Raw genomic sequence first — 16,893 nt, forward strand, 5'->3', positions numbered from 1 at the left:
ACGTACAACATTCACTCCCTACCGCGTTTCGCTGTGTGCTTTACGCTGTAAGTGGCGCGCATTCTATGGATGGATTGGGAGGTCGTCAACCCCCAAGGATAAATTTATTTAAATCAATGACTTCGCCGTGGTTTACGGGGGTTGCCAGGGTTTCTCGCCGTCCAGGCTTTGGCGCCTATATTCTGGCGTTCCACAAGACGCTATAGTTGGTCACAGCAAATGATGGCAATGTGCATCTACGCAGGGACTGCCCCGCTATATAGAAGAAACTACTGACGCAACTGGTCGCTCAGTCCTATCCGGCCACTGCACCAGTCACTACACTTCAACGCAAACCCCATAAAGAGGTCACACCGGTGACACCACTCATGATCACCCTGCTGGTAATAGCCGGGATCGTAATACTGATCGCCATTGGCTACATGAACCACGTGGTGGAAAACAATAAGCTGGAAAAGAACCGGACCCGGATCGAACTCAATGACCGGCTGCGTCGCTGCGGTGAAATCACCGAGACCTTCCCAGGCCAATTGATGACGCCGCGACTCAAGTTGCTGCTGACCCGCCTGGAGCTCAACGTCAACCAGCGCCTGTTGAACCTGGACAAGTCCAACGCATCCCTCAAGGCACGCATCACCGAACTCAACGCACTGGTGGCCCAGGGCGAATCGATTCCGGTGAACAACCCGCCCGGCCCGATCCAGACCGAAGCCAAGGCCAAGGATGTACGGTTCCTGCTGGAAGCCCTGCATGGCCAGGTGACCCGTGCGGCCCAGGACGGTTTCCTGCCGACCAATGAAGCCAAGCACTGGATCAAGGAAATCCGCCACATCCTGGTGTTGCTGCACATCGAGTTCTTCAACAACCTGGGCCAGCACGCGCTGCAGCAGGGCCAGCCTGGCCAGGCACGCCTGGCGTTCGAACGCGGCGTGCAGTACCTGCGCAAACAGCCGGAGCCCGTGGTGTACAGCCAGCAACTGCAATTGCTGGAGAAACAACTGGCGCGCGCCAACTCCATGGTGCTGACCAACCTCGAGCCGGCTGAAGACGAGGTCAACGAATTGACCGAAGGCTTGAAAGAGGTGGATGCGGACGCGGACTGGAAGAAGAAAGCCATCTACGACTGATCCCCTGCCATTGTGGTGGGCGGTAAACCCGCTCGCCACATGCCATCACTCTGCACCTATCCCCTTCCCCCCGAATAGCGTAAAAAAGGCCCCTCTCTCCGTTAACGAAAAGGGCCTTGCCATGCCTGTCGTGATCATCGATGGACAACCGCTGCACTACCTCGACCAGGGCACCGGCCCGGCCGTCCTCCTCGGCTCCAGCTACCTGTGGGACAGCCAGATGTGGGCACCGCAGATAGAAGCCCTTTCGCAACAATACCGAGTGATCGTCCCCGAGTTATGGGGCCACGGCGAGTCCGGCCCCCTGCCTGCAAGCACCGCGTCCCTGGACGACCTCGCACGCCAGCACCTGGCCCTGCTGGATCACCTGGACGTTGCCCAGGTCAACCTCGTGGGTTTGTCGGTCGGCGGCATGTGGGGCGCACGCCTGGCGCTGCTGGCACCCGAGCGGGTCAACAGCCTGGTGCTGATGGACACGCACCTGGGTGCCGAGCCGGAAGCCACTCGCCAGTACTATTTTTCGCTGTTCAAGATGATCGAAGATGCCGGCGCCATTCCGGAGCCGTTGCTGGATGTAGTGGCGCCGATCTTCTTCCGCCCCGGCATCGACCGGGAATCGGCCTTGTACCAGGACTTTCGCAACGCGCTGAAGGCCTTTCCGAAAGAACGCCTGCTGCAAAGCATCGTGCCCCTGGGCCGGATTATCTTCAGCCGCACCGATGTGCTGGAGCAGCTTTCACGCCTCGACGCCGACACCACCCTGGTGATGTGCGGGGAGCAAGACAAGCCACGCCCACCGGCCGAATCCGAAGAAATGGCGACCTTGATCGGCTGCACACTGACGTTGATTCCGGACGCTGGGCATATCTCCAGCCGGGAAAACCCCGACTTCGTCAACGAAGCGCTGCTGACCTTCCTGGTCAACAACGCCTGACGCCCCTGCCCTTTGATCGCCGCAGGCCTGCGGTGATCAAAGGCGGAAGTGCCCGACCATCCCCTTAAGCTCCGTGCCCAACTGCGCCAGCTCGATGCTCGACGCCGCGTTGCCCTGCATGCTCAACGCCGATTGATCGGCACTGGCACGGATGCTGGTGACGCTGCGATTGATTTCCCCGGCCACCGAGCTTTGCTCTTCGGCCGCCGCGGCAATCTGCTGGTTCATTTGCTGAATCAGCGACACTGCTGCCGCAATGCTGCCCAGGGCACTTTCAGTTTCCAGGGCATCACTGACCGCCAGCTTCACCAGTTCGCCACTCTGCTTGATCTGCTGCACCGAAGACTGCGCAGCACTGCGCAAGGTGCTGACCAGCCGTTCGATTTCCTCGGTCGATTGCTGGGTACGCTTGGCCAGTGCCCGAACCTCATCGGCCACCACCGCAAAACCACGGCCCTGCTCGCCCGCTCGGGCCGCTTCGATGGCCGCATTCAGGGCGAGCAAGTTGGTTTGCTCGGCCACGCTTTTGATTACCTCAAGTACGGTGCCGATATTCTGGATTTCCGCACTCAGGCTTTCGATGCTGGTACTGGCAGAGGTCGCGGAGCTGGCCAGCAACTCGATACGCTGCAAGCTCTGGCGCACGACCTGCTGGCCGCTGTCGACCTTGTCATCCGCGGTCTGCGCAGCCTGGGCCGCTTGTTCGGCGTTACGCGCTACGTCGTGCACAGTGGCGGTCATCTGGTTCATCGCCGTGGCCACCTGCTCGGTCTCTTCCTTCTGACTGCTGACCTCGACGTTGGTCTGCTCTGTCACGCTGGACAGCGAATGGGCCGAGCTGGCCAGTTGCTCGATACCCGCCTGCAACCCGCTCACCATATTGCTCAGGCCACTGCTCATCTGCTGCATCGCGAGCATCAACTGGCCCATTTCGTCCCGACGACTGACTTCCATGCGGCCACTGAGATCACCGGCGGCAATCTGCTGAGCCACTGCAATCACGCTGCGCAACGGGGCGACGATCAACCGGGTGATGATCCACGCCGCGATCAGCCCGACCAGCAAGGCCAAGGCTGAAGAGCCAATGATCAGCAACGCGCTTTTCTTCAACTGCGCCTGCATCGACACGTCTTCTGCGTCATAGGCCTGATTGACCCGGGTGACCACCTCGGCAGCACGCTCGTGCAGTTGCTTGTAGACCACCTTTTCCTGGGCCAGCAGGCCGGTGTACTCGCCAAGTTTTTCGCTGAAGGCCGCAATATGCCCGGACACTTCGTTAAGCACGGTTTGATAACCGGGATCCTTGACCGTGGTTTTCAGCTGTTCGACCTGGGCCAGGGCCTGATCGGCCTGCTCGATCTTGCCTTGCTCGGTGTTCTCGTCATCGCCCTTGCGGCTTTGATCCAGACGCACGTGCGCTTCGTTCATGGCTTGCAGCATCAGGCGCGAGACCTGGCTGACCTGGCCCGCCTGCTCGATAAATTCGGCGCCTTCCTTGCCCTGGCTTTCCTTGAGGCCATAGGCCCCGTCGTCCGCCAACCCGGCCTGCAACACATCGAGGTTGTTGGCGACACTGGAGACCGACCAACTGGCCATTTCCAGGGCCAGGTCCTTGGTCTGGGTCAACTCGACAAACTCATCGAACGCCTTGCGATAGGCCGCCAGCGCCTGCTCAACGTCGGTCATCACCGGGACGTTGGCGGGCGACTGGCCTTTGAGAATCGTGGCCTGGGCGGCCAATGCGTCGACGCTTTCGTGCAAGGCGTCCACCGACTTGGGGTCGGCATGCAACGCGTAGTCCTGTTCGATCAAGCGCACCTTGAGCAGGCCGCTGTTGAGCGCCGACATGGCTTTCAGGCCCTCGAAGCGCTGGCCAACGGTTTGCAGCGACCACACGCCAATCGCCGCCACCAGCGCCGTCAACAGCAACACCAAGGCGAAGCCCAAGCCCAGTTTCTTTGCCATACCGAGGTTGGCAAAACGTCGTTGCACGGCAGAAATCATTGCACTTGAGTCCTCTTGCAATGGCGAATGCCATCAGGCCCGGTTTCGATGCAGCGAGATTCGCAACCCCGGGGCACTGAACACAAGCGTTTGGCGCCACAATAATGGCAAAAAGCTACATCCTCGTCGCTTTCAGAATGGTAGAGGTCGATCCTGTCGGGCCCATGGCCTTGAACAGCGCGAGGGCGCGCTGATCTGAAGCATAGGCCACGTTGATGCGCAGCCAGTCACTGTGCTCGCCCGTCGGGCTGAAAAGCGCCCCTGGCGACAGCAACACCCCAAGCCGACGAGCCCGCGCGTGCAGCGTCGAACAGTCACCCACGCCAGGGCGCGCCCACACGAACATGCCACCCGCAGGCACCGCAAACACCTCCCACTCCTCGTCTTCCAGCACCTGCAGGGTGACGGCCATTTCGGTGTTCAAGCGCCGGCGCAGACGTTGCACCCACTTGCGGTACGTACCATTGGCCAGCAATGTCGCCACCACCGCCTCGGCGAACCGCGAGGTGCCGATACCGGTCATGGTCTTGACCTTGGCCAACTGCGCGATGATCGTCCCGCTGGCCGTGAGATAGCCCACGCGCAAAGCGCTGCTGAGGGTCTTGGAAAAACTCGAGATATAGATCACCCGGTCCTCGTGGGGCAACGCCGACAATCGGGTACAGGAGGCATGTTGCAGGTCGCCATAGACGTCTTCCTCGACAATAAAGAAGTCCTGGGAATGCGCCAGTTGCAACAAGCGCTCGGCCACCGCCTGGGACAGGCTGGTGCCGGTAGGGTTGTGATACAGGCTGTTGATGAACAGGCACTTGGGCCGATGCCCGCGCAACAGCGCTTCCAGTGCAGGCATGTCCGGACCGCTGCGTGTGCGGGGCACTTCCAGCAGTTTGACACCGTGAAAGGCCAGTTGGCGGTACAGGTTGCCGTAGCCCGGGCTTTCCACCACCACGGTGTCGCCGGCCTTGAGCAGTGTGCGGATCAACAGGTCCTGGGCATGGCTCGCGCCTTGGGTGATGAGGATATGGTCGACCCGGGCCGCCACGTGGATGTGGGCCAGGCGCTTGAGCAACTGTTCGCGCAGTGCCGGCAGGCCCAGCGGCGTGCTGTAGTTGAAGACGGCGGCGGTATCAGTGCGGGTGACCTCACGAATCGCATAGCTGATGTCGTCGCTCTCGCGCCAGGTGTCCGGCAGCCAGCCGCATCCCAGTTTCAGTTCACCCAGTTGATTGTCGACAAAGGCGCCCCACCCGGACTCGGCGCCCTCATACCATTGGTTTTCGCAGCGAAGGCCACGCTCAGCGGGTGGCTGGGCTACACAGAAACCCGCGCCTTGCCTTGAGGCCAGCACGCCTTGGGCAACCATCCGCTCGAACGCCTCGATCACGCTGGACTGGCTGAGCAGATTCTCGTGGGCCAGTTGCCGTACCGAAGGCAAGCGCGTCCCGGGACTGGCTCCGCTCTCGCGAATCCAGGCGGCCAACGCACTGACGATTTGCTGCACTACCGGTACAAGGGCTTGTCGATCGATCCCTAAATCCATGAGCCACTCACTTAAACTGTTGTCATTTAACCCAAACCAGTTAAGCACAGAAGCCCAATGACAGCCGTGGTGAAGATTTATTAAATCATTGATTTAATTGGATTATTTACCTAATGATACACATTCGGCCAAGGCATCTGGCCACCTGCAGAAAAGCCTCACAGCCCCGCCAACGCTTTTCTGAATGGCATCAGCATCAGTTCCTAAATCGCGGTCGCGCCACCGTCCACCGCCAATGCCTGGCCTGTGGTAAAGGCAGCGCCGTCGCTGCACAGATAAAGCACCGCGCTGGCGATTTCCTCGACCTTGCCGATACGCCCGACCGGGTGCATGGCGGCTGCAAATTCAGCTTTGCGCGGGTCGGCCTCATAGGCACGGCGGAACATATCGGTGTCGATCACCGCCGGGCATACCGCATTGACGCGGATTTTCTTCTTTGCGTACTCGATCGCCGCCGATTTGGTCAGGCCGATCACCGCGTGCTTGGACGCGGCATAGATGCTCATCTTCGGCGCCGCCCCAAGCCCGGCCACCGAGGCCGTGTTGACGATGGCACCGCCGCCCTGGGCCAACAGCAACGGCAGTTGATACTTCATGCACAGCCACACGCCCTTGACGTTGACGCCCATGATGGCGTCGAACTCATCCAGGCTACCGTCGGCCAACTTGCCCTTCTCGATCTCGATCCCGGCGTTGTTGAACGCATAGTCCAGCCGGCCATAGGTGGCCACGGTCTGCTGCATCAACTGCTGTACATCTGCTTCGAGGGTGACATTGCAGCGTACAAACACCGCTTCGCCACCCGCCTGATGAATCAGCGCCACAGTGCCCTCGCCGCCCGCCGCGTCGAGGTCAGCAACGACAACCTTCAAGCCTTCAGCAGCAAACGCCAGCGCAGTGGCGCGGCCAATGCCCGCGGCCGCGCCGGTCACCAGGGCGACCTGGCCGGAAAATGTCATGCTCATGGTGATGTCCTTCGATGGGGATGCTCGATGCCCACAGTCTAGCCAGAGCGGCCATGGGCACGTCAGCACTATCAAACGCCCGGTTGGCGAACCATGAGCGGCAGTGATAAGGGCACCGGCGTCATTATCATTGCAGTGGATCGACGGGCATTCGCAGGTGCCGCGCACCTTGCCCGTGCGGTTCGAAGGGTCTATCACTCAAGGTCCACTTCTCAAGAGTCCCTGCCATGACTGCCCAGACCAACCGCCAATTCCTGCTCGCCAAACGCCCGGTCGGCGCTGCCACGCGGGACACCTTCACCTACCAGGAAGTACCGGTGGGCACGCCCCAGGACGGGCAGGTGCTGGTGCACAACGAATACCTGTCCCTGGACCCGGCCATGCGTGGCTGGATGAACGAGGGCAAATCCTACATTCCGCCGGTAGGTATCGGCGAAGTCATGCGCGCCTTGGGCGTGGGCAAAGTCATCGCCTCGAACAACCCGAAATTTGCCGTGGGGGACTACGTCAACGGCGCCCTGGGTGTGCAGGATTACTTCGTCGGTGAGCCACGGGGTTTCTACAAGGTCGATCCGAAACTCGCACCGTTGCCGCGCTACTTGTCGGCACTGGGGATGACCGGCATGACCGCCTATTTCGCCCTGCTGGATACCGGCGCGCCCAAGGCTGGGGACACCGTGGTGATTTCCGGCGCGGCCGGTGCGGTGGGCAGCATTGCCGGGCAGATTGCCAAGATCAAAGGCTGCCGCGTAGTGGGCATCGCCGGCGGTGCCGACAAATGCAAATTCCTGGTGGATGAACTGGGTTTTGATGCGGCCATCGACTACAAGAACGAAGACGTACACGCCGGCCTCAAGCGCGAGTGCCCGAAAGGTGTGGACGTGTATTTCGATAACGTCGGCGGCGACATTCTCGATGCCGTGCTCAGCCGCCTGGCATTGAAAGCCCGCGTGGTGATCTGCGGCGCCATCAGCCAGTACAACAACAAGGAAGCCGTCAAAGGGCCGGCCAACTACCTGTCATTGCTGGTCAATCGTGCGCGGATGGAGGGGTTTGTGGTGATGGACCACGCGGCGAATTTTGCCGCAGCCGGGCAGGAAATGGCCGACTGGATGGCTCAGGGCAAGCTCAAGAGCAAGGAAGATATCGTCGAAGGACTGGAGACGTTCCCGGAGACACTGATGAAGCTGTTCAACGGTGAGAACTTTGGGAAGTTGGTACTGAAAGTCAGCTGACACACCGCAGATCGTTCTGCACACACGGTTAATGTGGGAGCCGGGCTTGCCCGCGATGCAGGCGACTCGGTGTTTCAGTGATACCGAGTCGATGCTATCGCAGGCAAGCCAGCTCCCACAGAGACCGTGGCCGCTTTAGTCAGGCGATCTCGGCAACCACCGCCGCCAGCGCCTTGGCCGGATCGGCCGCCTGGCTGATCGGGCGACCGATCACCAGGTAATCGGAACCGGCGTCCAGGGCCTGGCGCGGGGTCAGGATGCGACGCTGGTCGTCCTGGGCGCTGCCCGCCGGGCGAATCCCCGGGGTCACCAGTTGCAGCGACGGGTGGGCGGTCTTCAACGCTTGGGCTTCCAGCGCCGAGCACACCAGGCCGTCCAGGCCAGCCTTTTGCGCCAGGGCCGCGAGGCGCAGCACTTGTTCCTGTGGCTCGATGTCCAGGCCGATGCCGGCCAGGTCTTCACGTTCCATGCTGGTCAGCACGGTCACGCCAATCAACAACGGCTTGGGGCCGCTGCGTTGATCGAGCACTTCACGGCACGCCGCCATCATGCGCAAACCGCCGGAGCAGTGCACATTGACCATCCACACGCCCATTTCGGCGGCGGCTTTGACCGCCATCGCGGTGGTGTTGGGGATATCGTGGAATTTCAGGTCGAGGAACACCTCGAAGCCTTTGTCACGCAAGGTGCCGACAATTTCCGCGGCGCAACTGGTGAACAGTTCCTTACCGACCTTGACCCGGCAAAGCTTGGGGTCCAACTGGTCAGCCAGTTTCAGTGCGGCGTCACGGGTGGGGTAATCCAGGGCGACGATGATAGGAGTCTGGCAGACGGACATTGGAATGGGCTCTCAGGCAAGTCGAAATCGGCGCGGATTGTAGCGCAAGCAGCGCGTTTGCGGGATCCGATGATCGGTAATTCGCGATTTAGCCGCCAGATTGCGGGCTCCCGGGCAATTGTGTCGAAACCGATACATTCCCGACATGCCTGCAATACCCCCGAAGATTAGCCTCGCACACGTGAACCACCGTACAGAACTTCCAGCCCCGGTGCTGGGCGCCTATGCTGAACGCAACAACCTCGCCGCCGATCCTCGGCCCGGCGGCCCACCAGGTAGATGATCGCACCATGCAAACCCTGACTCCTGTGCTGAATGACGATCAAAATGGCTCGTTTGTGGGTGAAGACAAGCGCTGGAACACCCGCGCGCTGATCGTCGACGACGACGTGCCGATCCGCGAACTGCTGATCGATTACCTGGCGCGTTTCAATATCCTCGCCAGCGGCGTGACCGATGGCGCCGCCATGCGCCACGCCATGCAAGCCGAAACCTTCGACGTGGTGGTGCTCGACCTGATGCTGCCGGGCGAAGACGGCCTGTCGCTGTGCCGCTGGCTGCGGGCGGAATCAGACATCCCGATCCTGATGCTCACCGCCCGCTGCGAACCCACCGACCGCATCATTGGCCTGGAACTGGGGGCTGACGATTACATGTCCAAGCCCTTCGAGCCCCGCGAACTGGTGGCCCGCATCCAGACCATCCTGCGGCGCGTGCGGGATGACCGCACCGAGCAACGGGCGAATATCCGCTTCGACAACTGGCGCCTCAACAGCGTATTGCGCCAACTGGTGGCCGACGATGGCCTGGTGGTGCCGCTGTCCAACGCTGAATTCCGCTTGCTGTGGGTGTTTATCGAACGTCCGCGCCGGGTGCTGAGCCGCGAGCAATTGCTGGACGCGGCCCGTGGTCGCTCCATCGAAGCCTTTGACCGCAGCATTGACCTGCTGGTCTCACGCCTGCGGCAAAAACTCGGGGATGACCCCAAGGCTCCACAGTTGATCAAGACGGTGCGCGGTGAAGGCTACCTGTTCGACGCCCGGGATATCGGCTGATGCGCAACGCCTTCAACACCCTGTTCGGGCGGCTGTTCGGTGTGTTGCTGGTGGCGATTGTGCTGGCGCACGTATTGGCCTTTTTCTGGTTTCACCACTACGGCCCGCCGCCGCCACCGCCACACGAAACATTCATCGAGCAACCGGACGGCACGCTGACGCCAATGCCCAAGCAGCACCGCCGCCCTTGGTTCGGCGGACCTGTGGTGCCGCTGACCTTCCAGTTTTTCTCACTGATCATCGCCGCCTGGTACGGCGCCAAGCTGCTGAGTCGACCCATCCAGCGCCTGAGCGCGGCGGCCGAGCGCCTGAGCCTGGACCTCGACAGCCCGCCGTTGAACGAGTCCGGCCCACGGGAAGCACGGCAGGCAGCGTCGACCTTTAACCTGATGCAAAAGCGCATCCGCGAACAGGTCACCCAGCGTGCGCGGATGCTCGGCGCTGTGTCCCACGACCTGCGCACCCCTCTGTCACGGCTCAAGCTGCGCCTGGAGCAGATCGAAGACACCAAGCTGCAGGGCCAGATGCGCCAGGACCTGGACGACATGATCGGTATGCTCGACGCCACCCTGAGCTACCTGCACGAGCAGCGCACCAGCGAAACCCGGCATTGGCTGGATGTGCAGGCGCTGGTGGAATCCCTGAGTGAAAACGCCCAGGACCGCGGCTCCGACGTGCAATGCAGTGGTGAATGCGCGCCGCTGCACGTGCAACCGATGGCCCTGCGCTCGTGCCTGAACAACCTGATCGACAACGCCCTGCGCTATGCCGGCACGGCGCGCATCGAGCTGGCGGACAGCCCACAGGCGCTGGTGGTCAAGGTGATCGACCATGGGCCGGGGATTGCGGCGGATAAACGCGAGGCGGTATTTGAGCCGTTTTATCGACTGGAAGGCTCGCGCAACCGGAACTCCGGCGGCGTAGGCTTGGGAATGACGATTTCCAAGGAAGCGGTGGAACGCCTGGGCGGAAGGTTGAGCCTGGAAGAAACGCCGGGCGGCGGGTTGACGGCGGTAATGTGGTTGCCGAGGGCGTAGGAATTATTCCTGCGCCCTGTTTGAAACATTACTGCCCGGCTTTATCTTCCCGCCGTACCTGAGCCTGGCTAGCGCTCCAGTCCGTCAGCAAGCTATAGGCCACGGCCAGCAATGTCGGGCCGATAAACAGGCCGATGAAACCGAACGCAATCAACCCGCCAAACACCCCCAGCAGCACGATCACCAGCGGCAGGTTGCCGCCACGGCTGATCAGGTACGGCTTGAGCACGTTGTCCACGCCGCTGATGATGAACGTGCCCCACACACCCAGGAATACCGCATAGGTGTAGTCGCCCTTCCACGCCAGCCAGGCGGTGGCCGGGATCCAGATCAGCGGCGGGCCCATGGGAATCAGGCTCAGCAAAAACGTGACGATGCCCAGCACCAATGCTCCCGGCACCCCGGCAATCCAGAAGCCGATCAGCGCCAGCAGCGCTTGGGCGGCTGCGGTGCCGATCACACCGTTGACCACCCGCTGCACCGTACCCGCCACCAGTTCGATGTAGTAACCCGCACGGTCGCCGATCAACCGCTCCAGCAGACGATGGACAAACATCGCCAGGCGCGGCCCGTCCCGGTAGAAAAAGAACACGAACACCAGGCTCAGGGTCAGTTCCAGGATGCCACCACCGATCTGCGCACTGCGAGCCAGTAACCAGTTGCCCACCTGCCCCAGATAAGGTTTCAACGTGACCATCAGCGCCGCACCCTGCTGGTCGATGCTGTCCCACATCGCCACCAACCGCTCGCCGACAAACGGAATGGAGCCCAGCCAGGTCGGCGCCGCAGGCAAGCCATCCACCTGAATATCCTTGATCAGGCCCACGGCGTCGCGCACATGGTCAGCCAGGTTGAACCCCAGCCACACCAGCGGCAACGCCACCAGAAGCATCCAGACCAGGGTGAGGATTCCGGCCGCCAGGGATTCGCGCCCACCCAGCCAGCGGGTGAGCAGGCGCATCACCGGCCAACTGGCAAACGCCAGTACCGCGCCCCAGAACAGCGCCGACCAGAACGGCGCCATCACCCAGAAGCTGGCACCAAACAACACCAGCAGCAGGATCTGCACCAGCAGGCGATCGTTATTGAGCATGTGGTTTCTCGAAAAGAAGTCTGTAAGAGGAAGAGCTTAGGCGAACGGCGCGGGTCCGTTCGCCCTGGAACGGTCAGCGTATCAGATGCAGGTGCAAACCCTTCGCCTCGGCGGTGCCGGTTTCCAGGCGGGCCGCACGTACGCCCTGATCGATCAAGCCCTGGCGCCATGCTTCGGCAGTGGGCCCGGTCAAACTGACCCGCAGGGTGGCATCCAGGTTCAATCCACGGGAAATAAGCGTGAGCCAGGTGGCGTCAGGTTCGGCGCCCAACTTGGGGAAGTCCAGCTCGCCGGTGCTTTTCAGCTCCCGCAGCAGCGTGGCGGAAGTCGGCAGCAAGTCGCCCAGCGGTGCGCTGGCGTCCAGTTGCTCTACATGCAGATAGGCCCGGCGATTGCCCCGGGTGATGCCGTACAGCGCGACCAGCGAGTTGTCCTGAGGTGCTGCCAGACGCAGCAACAGGTATTCCTGTTGGCCGTCGGCGCCCACCAGCTTGGCGTTGCCAAAGACTTCATTGGCCCACAGGCTGCTTTCGCCGCAATCCCGGGCCTGGCACCAGAACAGCAACTGCGCGCCCTGGGCCTGCAAGGCTTCGCGGGTGGCGGTAAAGGCGGCACTGGAGGTGTGTTCAGCGGGCAGTTCGTAGGTGATGGCGGTGTTTAGCCCACGGGCGGCGGCCTGGCCTTCATAGCGCAACTGGCCGCTGATCTTGCGGATCGAGCCCAGCGGGTAGATGCGTTCTTTATCTTCGGCGGGGCGGTAGTCGACGATCTGCGCGTCGACCTGACGGGCCACGGCGGGCAAGTCCTGGCTACCCGGCACGTCGGCGGCAAACACCAGCGGGCTGAAACAGCACAGCCCCAGAATACGGATAAATCCCTTCGGCATACTCATCGGATGAGCGCGCCCTGGCCATTGGGGTGCGCTGCGGTGTTGAGATCGTTCATGGTTGACTCCCTTTCGATCCGCCCAGCCTCGGCAGTTGACCCCGCCAAGTCAAGGCGTGGAGAAGAACCGATTGAAACAGTCTGCAACAAGGGTAGCCCCTGACTCGTCGTTCAGGTGCAAATGATGGCCACCGGGCAAGGTGGTCACCTGGAACGGAAGCCCGGAAAGCAATTCGGAATGTTTCGCCAGCATGCCGTCTTCAGCGACCACCAGCTGTGTCGGACAGCCAACTCGACGCACGAAAGCCATCGCCTGTTCTTCTGTCAGACGCATCGGGGAAGCCAGGGTCAGACGGCTGTCGCTGCGCCAGGTGTAACCGCCCGGAACGGGCATAAGGCCGCGCTGGGCCAGCAGTTCGGCGGCTTCGCGGCTGACCGCCACCACGCCTTTCATCCGCGCTTCCACCGCACGATCGAGGGTGCTGTACACCGGTTTGCGCTTGTCCTGCAGGTTCAATTGCGCCTGCAACGCCATCCCAAGGCGCTCGGGGGCGTTGTCTGCGGTGCCGGTCGGCGGGATTACGCCATCAATCAATCCCAGGTGCGTTACGCGCTCCGGCAAGGCGCCGGCCAACACCAGGGAAACGATGGCGCCGAGGGAGTGGCCAAGTAATGCAAAACGTTTCCATCCCAGTTGTTCGGCGACTTGCAGCACATCGTGGATGTAATCCCACAGGGAGTAGCCGGCACCGACGGGGCGATGGGCCGAATGACCATGGCCGGCCATGTCCAGCGCGACGATGCGCAGGCCATGGAGTTTCGGCGCCAGGCGCGCGAAGCTGTTGGCGTTGTCCAGCCAGCCATGCAGGGCGATGACCGGCAGGCCGTCTTCAGGGCCGAACAGATGCGCCGCCAACTCGATGTGCGGCAGCGCCAGGCGGACTTCTTCGACAGGCGCAGTCATGCGCAACTGCGCTCGCGCTGGCGAGCTTCCCAGCGGGCAAACAGGTTTTTGATCAAGGTGGCGGTGTCCTGGGGGCGCTCAAGGGGAAACATGTGGCCGCCGGGCATGGTCAGCATTTCGCCCATGGGCATGCGCCCCACACCGCTGGCATGGTGACGCATCACTACCCGGCTCTGCCGACCACGCACCACCGCCAGTGGCACCTTCAGTTGCCGGGCCTGGCCGGGGCTGGTGTGGGGCACGCCACGGTAGATGCTGATCTCGGTGGCCGGATCAAAGCGCAGACGCAGGCGGTCGCCCACCTGCTCCAGGCCGTGTTGCAGGTAGGCATCAAAACAGTCGGGATCAAAGCCCCGAAACAGGGTCTTGCCGGCAAAGTACTGGCGCGCTGCCGCCAGGTCAGCGAACTCTTCACGACGGCCCAGGGTGCGACCCGCCGGGGTCAGCCGGTCGATAAAGCCGAAGCGCTTGGCCGCACGAATCACCCAGCGATCGGCCAGGGTCAGTACCGGGGAATCGAGCATGACCACCCCGCGATACAACTGCGGGCACCGCATGGCCGCATGCAAGTGCAGCACGCCACCCAACGAATGGCCCACGCCCCACACCGGCTCGGGTTGTTGCTCAAGGTGGTGGATCAGTTCGTCCACCAGGTTCTGCCAGTTGTCATCCACCGGAAATCGGGGGTCATGGCCGTGTTGCGGCAAATGCGCGACGGCGTACTCCGGGGCCAGGGCGGCAAACAATTTGCCGTAGGTCGCCGAAGGAAAGCCATTGGCGTGAGCGAAAAACACGTGCTGCGACATACCAGATCCATCACCGTAAACAGACTGTTGATTCTCCCCAGACCGGGCAGTCACAGCAATGACTGTAACTGCCAGGAATGATGACACTCACGCCACGCCTATCGGGCCGGCGGGGTCTCGCCCAGCGGCACCACGGCCATGGTCAGGCGCGATACGCAGCTGGCCTTGCCTTCATCGCTGGTCAGGCGGATGTCCCATACGTGGGTGGTGCGTCCGATATGAATCGGCTTGGCCACCGCCGTCACCCGCCCGCTGCGCAAACCGCGCAGGTGGTTGGCGTTGATTTCCAGGCCCACGCAGTAGAACTTGCTGGCGTCGATGCACAGGTAACTCGCCATGGAGCCCACGGTTTCCGCCAGCACCGCCGACGCGCCGCCGTGCAACAGGCCGTAGGGTTGATGGGTACGGTGGTCGATCACCATGCTGGCGGTCAGGGACTCGTCGTCAAAACTTTCAAAGCGGATATCCAGCACTTCACCGATGGTGTTTTTCTGGCTCGCATTGAGTTGTTCGATGTTGGGTTGGGTGCGCCACAGGCTCATTGATCGGTCCTTATTGGTTTTATGTCAGTGCTCAATCCTGCCACAGCACGGCTTCGGAGCGCTCGCTCCAAGCCATGAACTGTGGCCCGTAAACGGCTTCAATCACGTTACGCTTGATCTTCAAGGTGGGCGTGAGGAAACCGTTTTCCACCGCCCAACTGTCTTTTACCACCACCAGCTGACGCAAGCGCTCATGTTTATCCAGCGCCAGGTTGACCTCTTCCAGCAAGCGTTCGAGGCTGCCCTGCAATGCCTGCCGCCCCTGTCCATTGGCATCTTGCAGGCCCACCACCGATAACACGCACAGGCCCATGGGCGCGCTCAAGCCATCGCCCACCACGCACACCTGCTCGATACGCGCATGCTCGGCCAGGCGGTTTTCGATCGGCGCCGGCGCCACGTATTTGCCTTTGCTGGTCTTGAAGATTTCCTTCAGCCGCCCGGTCAATCGCAAGCGGCCATCGGCGCCCTGCTCGCCCTTGTCGCCGGTGCGCAGGAAGCCGTCGGCGGTGATGGTTTCGGCGGTTTTCACCGGGTCCTTGAAATAACCGAGCATGGTCGCGCCGCTGCGCACCTGGACTTCGCCGTCGTCACCGATGCGCACTTCAACGTCCGGGCATGGCGGGCCGATCCAGCCGAGTTTCTGCTCGCCGGGGCGGCACACGTGGGAGTAGCCGCAGCTTTCGGTCATGCCGTAGACCTCCAGCACATCCAGGCCGAGCCTGCGGTACCAGGCCAACAGGGCTTCGGGCACGGGGGCAGCGCCGGAGAGCGCCACGCGCACAGCGTCCAGGCCCAGTCCGGCGAGCACTTTGTGGCCGACCCGTTTACCGATGAAGGGCAGGCGCAGCAAGGTATCGAGGCGGCTTGCGGGGATTTTGCTGTAGACGCCCATCTGGAATTTGGTCCAGATGCGCGGTACGCCGAACAGCGCTGTCGGCCTGGCCCGCTTGAGGTCTGTGAGAAACGTGTCGAGGCTCTCGGCGAAAAATACGGTTTGCCCGGTGTAGATCGAGGCCATTTCCACAAACATGCGCTCGGCCACGTGGCACAGCGGCAGGTAGGACAGCAGGCGATCACCCTCCCCGAGGCCGAACAATTCAGTGCCACGAGTGGCCGCGAAAGCCAGGGCGCCGAAGCTGTGCATCACGCCCTTGGGCAGGCCGGTGGTGCCGGAGGTGTAGATGATGGTGGCTAGATCGGATGCTGCGGGCGCGGGGTTGTCCTGGATGGGTGAGCAGGCTTGCAGGTCGGCCCAGGAGAAGTCGAATTCGCCTTCGGGGCACAGCGGCAGGCTGATGGTGGGCAGGTCGGCCATTACGCCGGCGGACATGGCGGGCCAGTCGTCCAGTTTGCCAATGAACGCCAGCGCGGCTTCGGAGTGCTCGAGTACGTGGGCGACGGAGTCGGCGGTTAGATTAGGGTAGAGCGGGACCGAGACGTGGCCGGCCATCCAGATGGCGAGGTCGATGATGATCCAGTGGGCGCAATTTTTCGAGATCAGGGCGATGTGGGAGCCCTGGGGCAGGTCGCGCGCTCGCAGCCAGTGGGCGGCGCAACGGGCTTGGTGGCCGGCTTCGGCCCAGGTGAGGGTTTGGACCTCGCCGCCTTTGATGGGCTGGACGAGAAACCGTTGGCGCGGGTGTCGCGCTTCACGTTCGAAGAAGACCTGCAACGGCAAACGAAAAGCGACAGACATGGACGCGCTCCTTTGTGTTCCGATGGTAGCCAACCAAGCACTTGCTTGGGTGGACTATTTCATGGGAGCGCGGGGGGTGCAAGTTCTGCTGTTTTGGGGGCATATCCGTTATTTAGGTAACGGCCGCCTAGGGTTCCGCTCTTACAGCGGCTCACTTTTGAAAAGCGCA

At 62.0% G+C, this 16,893-nt stretch carries 15 protein-coding genes; 5 read left to right on the forward strand and 10 right to left on the reverse strand.

Going from position 1 to position 16,893, the window contains the following annotated elements; genetic code table 11:
• Nucleotides 1-356: 356 nt before the first annotated feature.
• Both LIY45_RS29725 and LIY45_RS29730 read left to right on the forward strand, forming a co-directional pair.
• A complete protein-coding gene (locus tag LIY45_RS29725) occupies nt 357-1,127 on the forward strand; it encodes a hypothetical protein (RefSeq protein WP_226478558.1) in 771 nt (256 codons plus the stop codon).
• A 121-nt stretch (nt 1,128-1,248) separates the two neighbouring features.
• Nucleotides 1,249-2,061 carry an alpha/beta fold hydrolase gene (locus LIY45_RS29730; protein ID WP_226478559.1) on the forward strand — a complete coding sequence of 271 codons (813 nt, stop codon included), beginning with the start codon at nt 1,249-1,251 and terminating at the stop codon, nt 2,059-2,061.
• Between the two features lie 36 nt (nt 2,062-2,097).
• On the opposite strand, the gene LIY45_RS29735 is transcribed toward LIY45_RS29730, so the two are convergent.
• The 3 genes from LIY45_RS29735 to LIY45_RS29745 all read right to left on the reverse strand — a co-directional run bounded on the left by LIY45_RS29735 (nt 2,098) and on the right by LIY45_RS29745 (nt 6,570).
• Nucleotides 2,098-4,065 (reverse strand): methyl-accepting chemotaxis protein, encoded by a 1,968-nt coding sequence (locus LIY45_RS29735; protein ID WP_226478560.1) that lies wholly within the window; start codon nt 4,063-4,065, stop codon nt 2,098-2,100.
• 115 nt (nt 4,066-4,180) lie between these two features.
• Nucleotides 4,181-5,605 carry a PLP-dependent aminotransferase family protein gene (locus tag LIY45_RS29740; protein ID WP_226478561.1) on the reverse strand — a complete coding sequence of 475 codons (1,425 nt, stop codon included), beginning with the start codon at nt 5,603-5,605 and terminating at the stop codon, nt 4,181-4,183.
• 203 nt (nt 5,606-5,808) lie between these two features.
• The gene (locus LIY45_RS29745) at nt 5,809-6,570 is read right to left on the reverse strand and encodes an SDR family oxidoreductase (RefSeq protein ID WP_008431261.1); all 762 of its coding nucleotides are present in this window, start codon (nt 6,568-6,570) and stop codon (nt 5,809-5,811) included.
• Nucleotides 6,571-6,797: 227 nt separating this feature from the next.
• Here LIY45_RS29745 and LIY45_RS29750 point away from each other — a divergent pair, with 227 nt between their 5' ends.
• Entirely contained in the window at nt 6,798-7,805 is a 1,008-nt protein-coding gene (locus LIY45_RS29750; protein ID WP_226478562.1) for an NADP-dependent oxidoreductase, read from the forward strand.
• 139 nt (nt 7,806-7,944) lie between these two features.
• Here the strand turns inward: LIY45_RS29750 and pyrF are convergent, their stop codons facing one another.
• Entirely contained in the window at nt 7,945-8,643 is a 699-nt protein-coding gene (gene pyrF / locus LIY45_RS29755) for an orotidine-5'-phosphate decarboxylase (RefSeq protein WP_017480212.1), read from the reverse strand.
• 290 nt (nt 8,644-8,933) lie between these two features.
• Between pyrF and LIY45_RS29760 the strand changes: the two genes are divergently transcribed.
• Entirely contained in the window at nt 8,934-9,698 is a 765-nt protein-coding gene (locus LIY45_RS29760; protein WP_226478572.1) for a response regulator, read from the forward strand.
• Nucleotides 9,698-10,735, forward strand: a complete 1,038-nt coding sequence (locus LIY45_RS29765; protein WP_226478563.1) for an ATP-binding protein — start codon at nt 9,698-9,700, stop codon at nt 10,733-10,735. The genes LIY45_RS29760 and LIY45_RS29765 overlap by 1 nt, the downstream gene beginning before the upstream one ends.
• A 28-nt stretch (nt 10,736-10,763) precedes the next feature.
• Here LIY45_RS29765 and LIY45_RS29770 read toward each other — a convergent pair whose 3' ends face one another.
• The 6 genes from LIY45_RS29770 to LIY45_RS29795 all read right to left on the reverse strand — a co-directional run bounded on the left by LIY45_RS29770 (nt 10,764) and on the right by LIY45_RS29795 (nt 16,724).
• Nucleotides 10,764-11,828 carry an AI-2E family transporter gene (locus LIY45_RS29770; RefSeq protein WP_063028239.1) on the reverse strand — a complete coding sequence of 355 codons (1,065 nt, stop codon included), beginning with the start codon at nt 11,826-11,828 and terminating at the stop codon, nt 10,764-10,766.
• A 73-nt stretch (nt 11,829-11,901) separates the two neighbouring features.
• Nucleotides 11,902-12,720, reverse strand: coding sequence for a DUF4892 domain-containing protein (locus LIY45_RS29775; RefSeq protein WP_226478564.1), 819 nt, complete (start codon nt 12,718-12,720; stop codon nt 11,902-11,904).
• A gap of 102 nt (nt 12,721-12,822) precedes the next feature.
• Entirely contained in the window at nt 12,823-13,677 is an 855-nt protein-coding gene (locus tag LIY45_RS29780; protein ID WP_226478565.1) for an alpha/beta hydrolase, read from the reverse strand.
• Entirely contained in the window at nt 13,674-14,483 is an 810-nt protein-coding gene (locus LIY45_RS29785; RefSeq protein WP_226478567.1) for an alpha/beta hydrolase, read from the reverse strand. Before LIY45_RS29785 ends, LIY45_RS29780 begins: the two co-directional genes overlap by 4 nt.
• Nucleotides 14,484-14,581: 98 nt before the next feature.
• The gene (locus tag LIY45_RS29790; RefSeq protein WP_226478569.1) at nt 14,582-15,025 is read right to left on the reverse strand and encodes a hotdog fold thioesterase; all 444 of its coding nucleotides are present in this window, start codon (nt 15,023-15,025) and stop codon (nt 14,582-14,584) included.
• Between the two features lie 31 nt (nt 15,026-15,056).
• Complete coding sequence (locus LIY45_RS29795) at nt 15,057-16,724, reverse strand: AMP-binding protein (protein ID WP_226478571.1); 1,668 nt, start codon at nt 16,722-16,724, stop codon at nt 15,057-15,059.
• Nucleotides 16,725-16,893: the final 169 nt, after the last annotated feature.

The organism is Pseudomonas sp. MWU16-30323 (assembly GCF_020515595.1).
In the GTDB taxonomy this organism is placed as follows: Bacteria; Pseudomonadota; Gammaproteobacteria; order Pseudomonadales; family Pseudomonadaceae; genus Aquipseudomonas; species Aquipseudomonas yamanorum.

Excerpts from the sequence above, each read along its gene's own strand:
- LIY45_RS29790 (WP_226478569.1), bottom strand. The coding sequence starts at position 15,025 with ATGAGCCTGTGGCGCACCCAACCCAACATCGAACAACTCAATGCGAGC.
- LIY45_RS29770 (WP_063028239.1), bottom strand. The coding sequence starts at position 11,828 with ATGCTCAATAACGATCGCCTGCTGGTGCAGATCCTGCTGCTGGTGTTG.
- LIY45_RS29750 (WP_226478562.1), top strand. The coding sequence starts at position 6,798 with ATGACTGCCCAGACCAACCGCCAATTCCTGCTCGCCAAACGCCCGGTC.
- LIY45_RS29785 (WP_226478567.1), bottom strand. The coding sequence starts at position 14,483 with ATGTCGCAGCACGTGTTTTTCGCTCACGCCAATGGCTTTCCTTCGGCG.
- LIY45_RS29730 (WP_226478559.1), top strand. The coding sequence starts at position 1,249 with ATGCCTGTCGTGATCATCGATGGACAACCGCTGCACTACCTCGACCAG.
- LIY45_RS29765 (WP_226478563.1), top strand. The coding sequence starts at position 9,698 with ATGCGCAACGCCTTCAACACCCTGTTCGGGCGGCTGTTCGGTGTGTTG.
- LIY45_RS29795 (WP_226478571.1), bottom strand. The coding sequence starts at position 16,724 with ATGTCTGTCGCTTTTCGTTTGCCGTTGCAGGTCTTCTTCGAACGTGAA.
- LIY45_RS29735 (WP_226478560.1), bottom strand. The coding sequence starts at position 4,065 with ATGATTTCTGCCGTGCAACGACGTTTTGCCAACCTCGGTATGGCAAAG.
- LIY45_RS29745 (WP_008431261.1), bottom strand. The coding sequence starts at position 6,570 with ATGAGCATGACATTTTCCGGCCAGGTCGCCCTGGTGACCGGCGCGGCC.
- pyrF (WP_017480212.1), bottom strand. The coding sequence starts at position 8,643 with ATGTCCGTCTGCCAGACTCCTATCATCGTCGCCCTGGATTACCCCACC.
- LIY45_RS29740 (WP_226478561.1), bottom strand. The coding sequence starts at position 5,605 with ATGGATTTAGGGATCGATCGACAAGCCCTTGTACCGGTAGTGCAGCAA.
- LIY45_RS29780 (WP_226478565.1), bottom strand. The coding sequence starts at position 13,677 with ATGACTGCGCCTGTCGAAGAAGTCCGCCTGGCGCTGCCGCACATCGAG.
- LIY45_RS29760 (WP_226478572.1), top strand. The coding sequence starts at position 8,934 with ATGCAAACCCTGACTCCTGTGCTGAATGACGATCAAAATGGCTCGTTT.
- LIY45_RS29775 (WP_226478564.1), bottom strand. The coding sequence starts at position 12,720 with ATGAGTATGCCGAAGGGATTTATCCGTATTCTGGGGCTGTGCTGTTTC.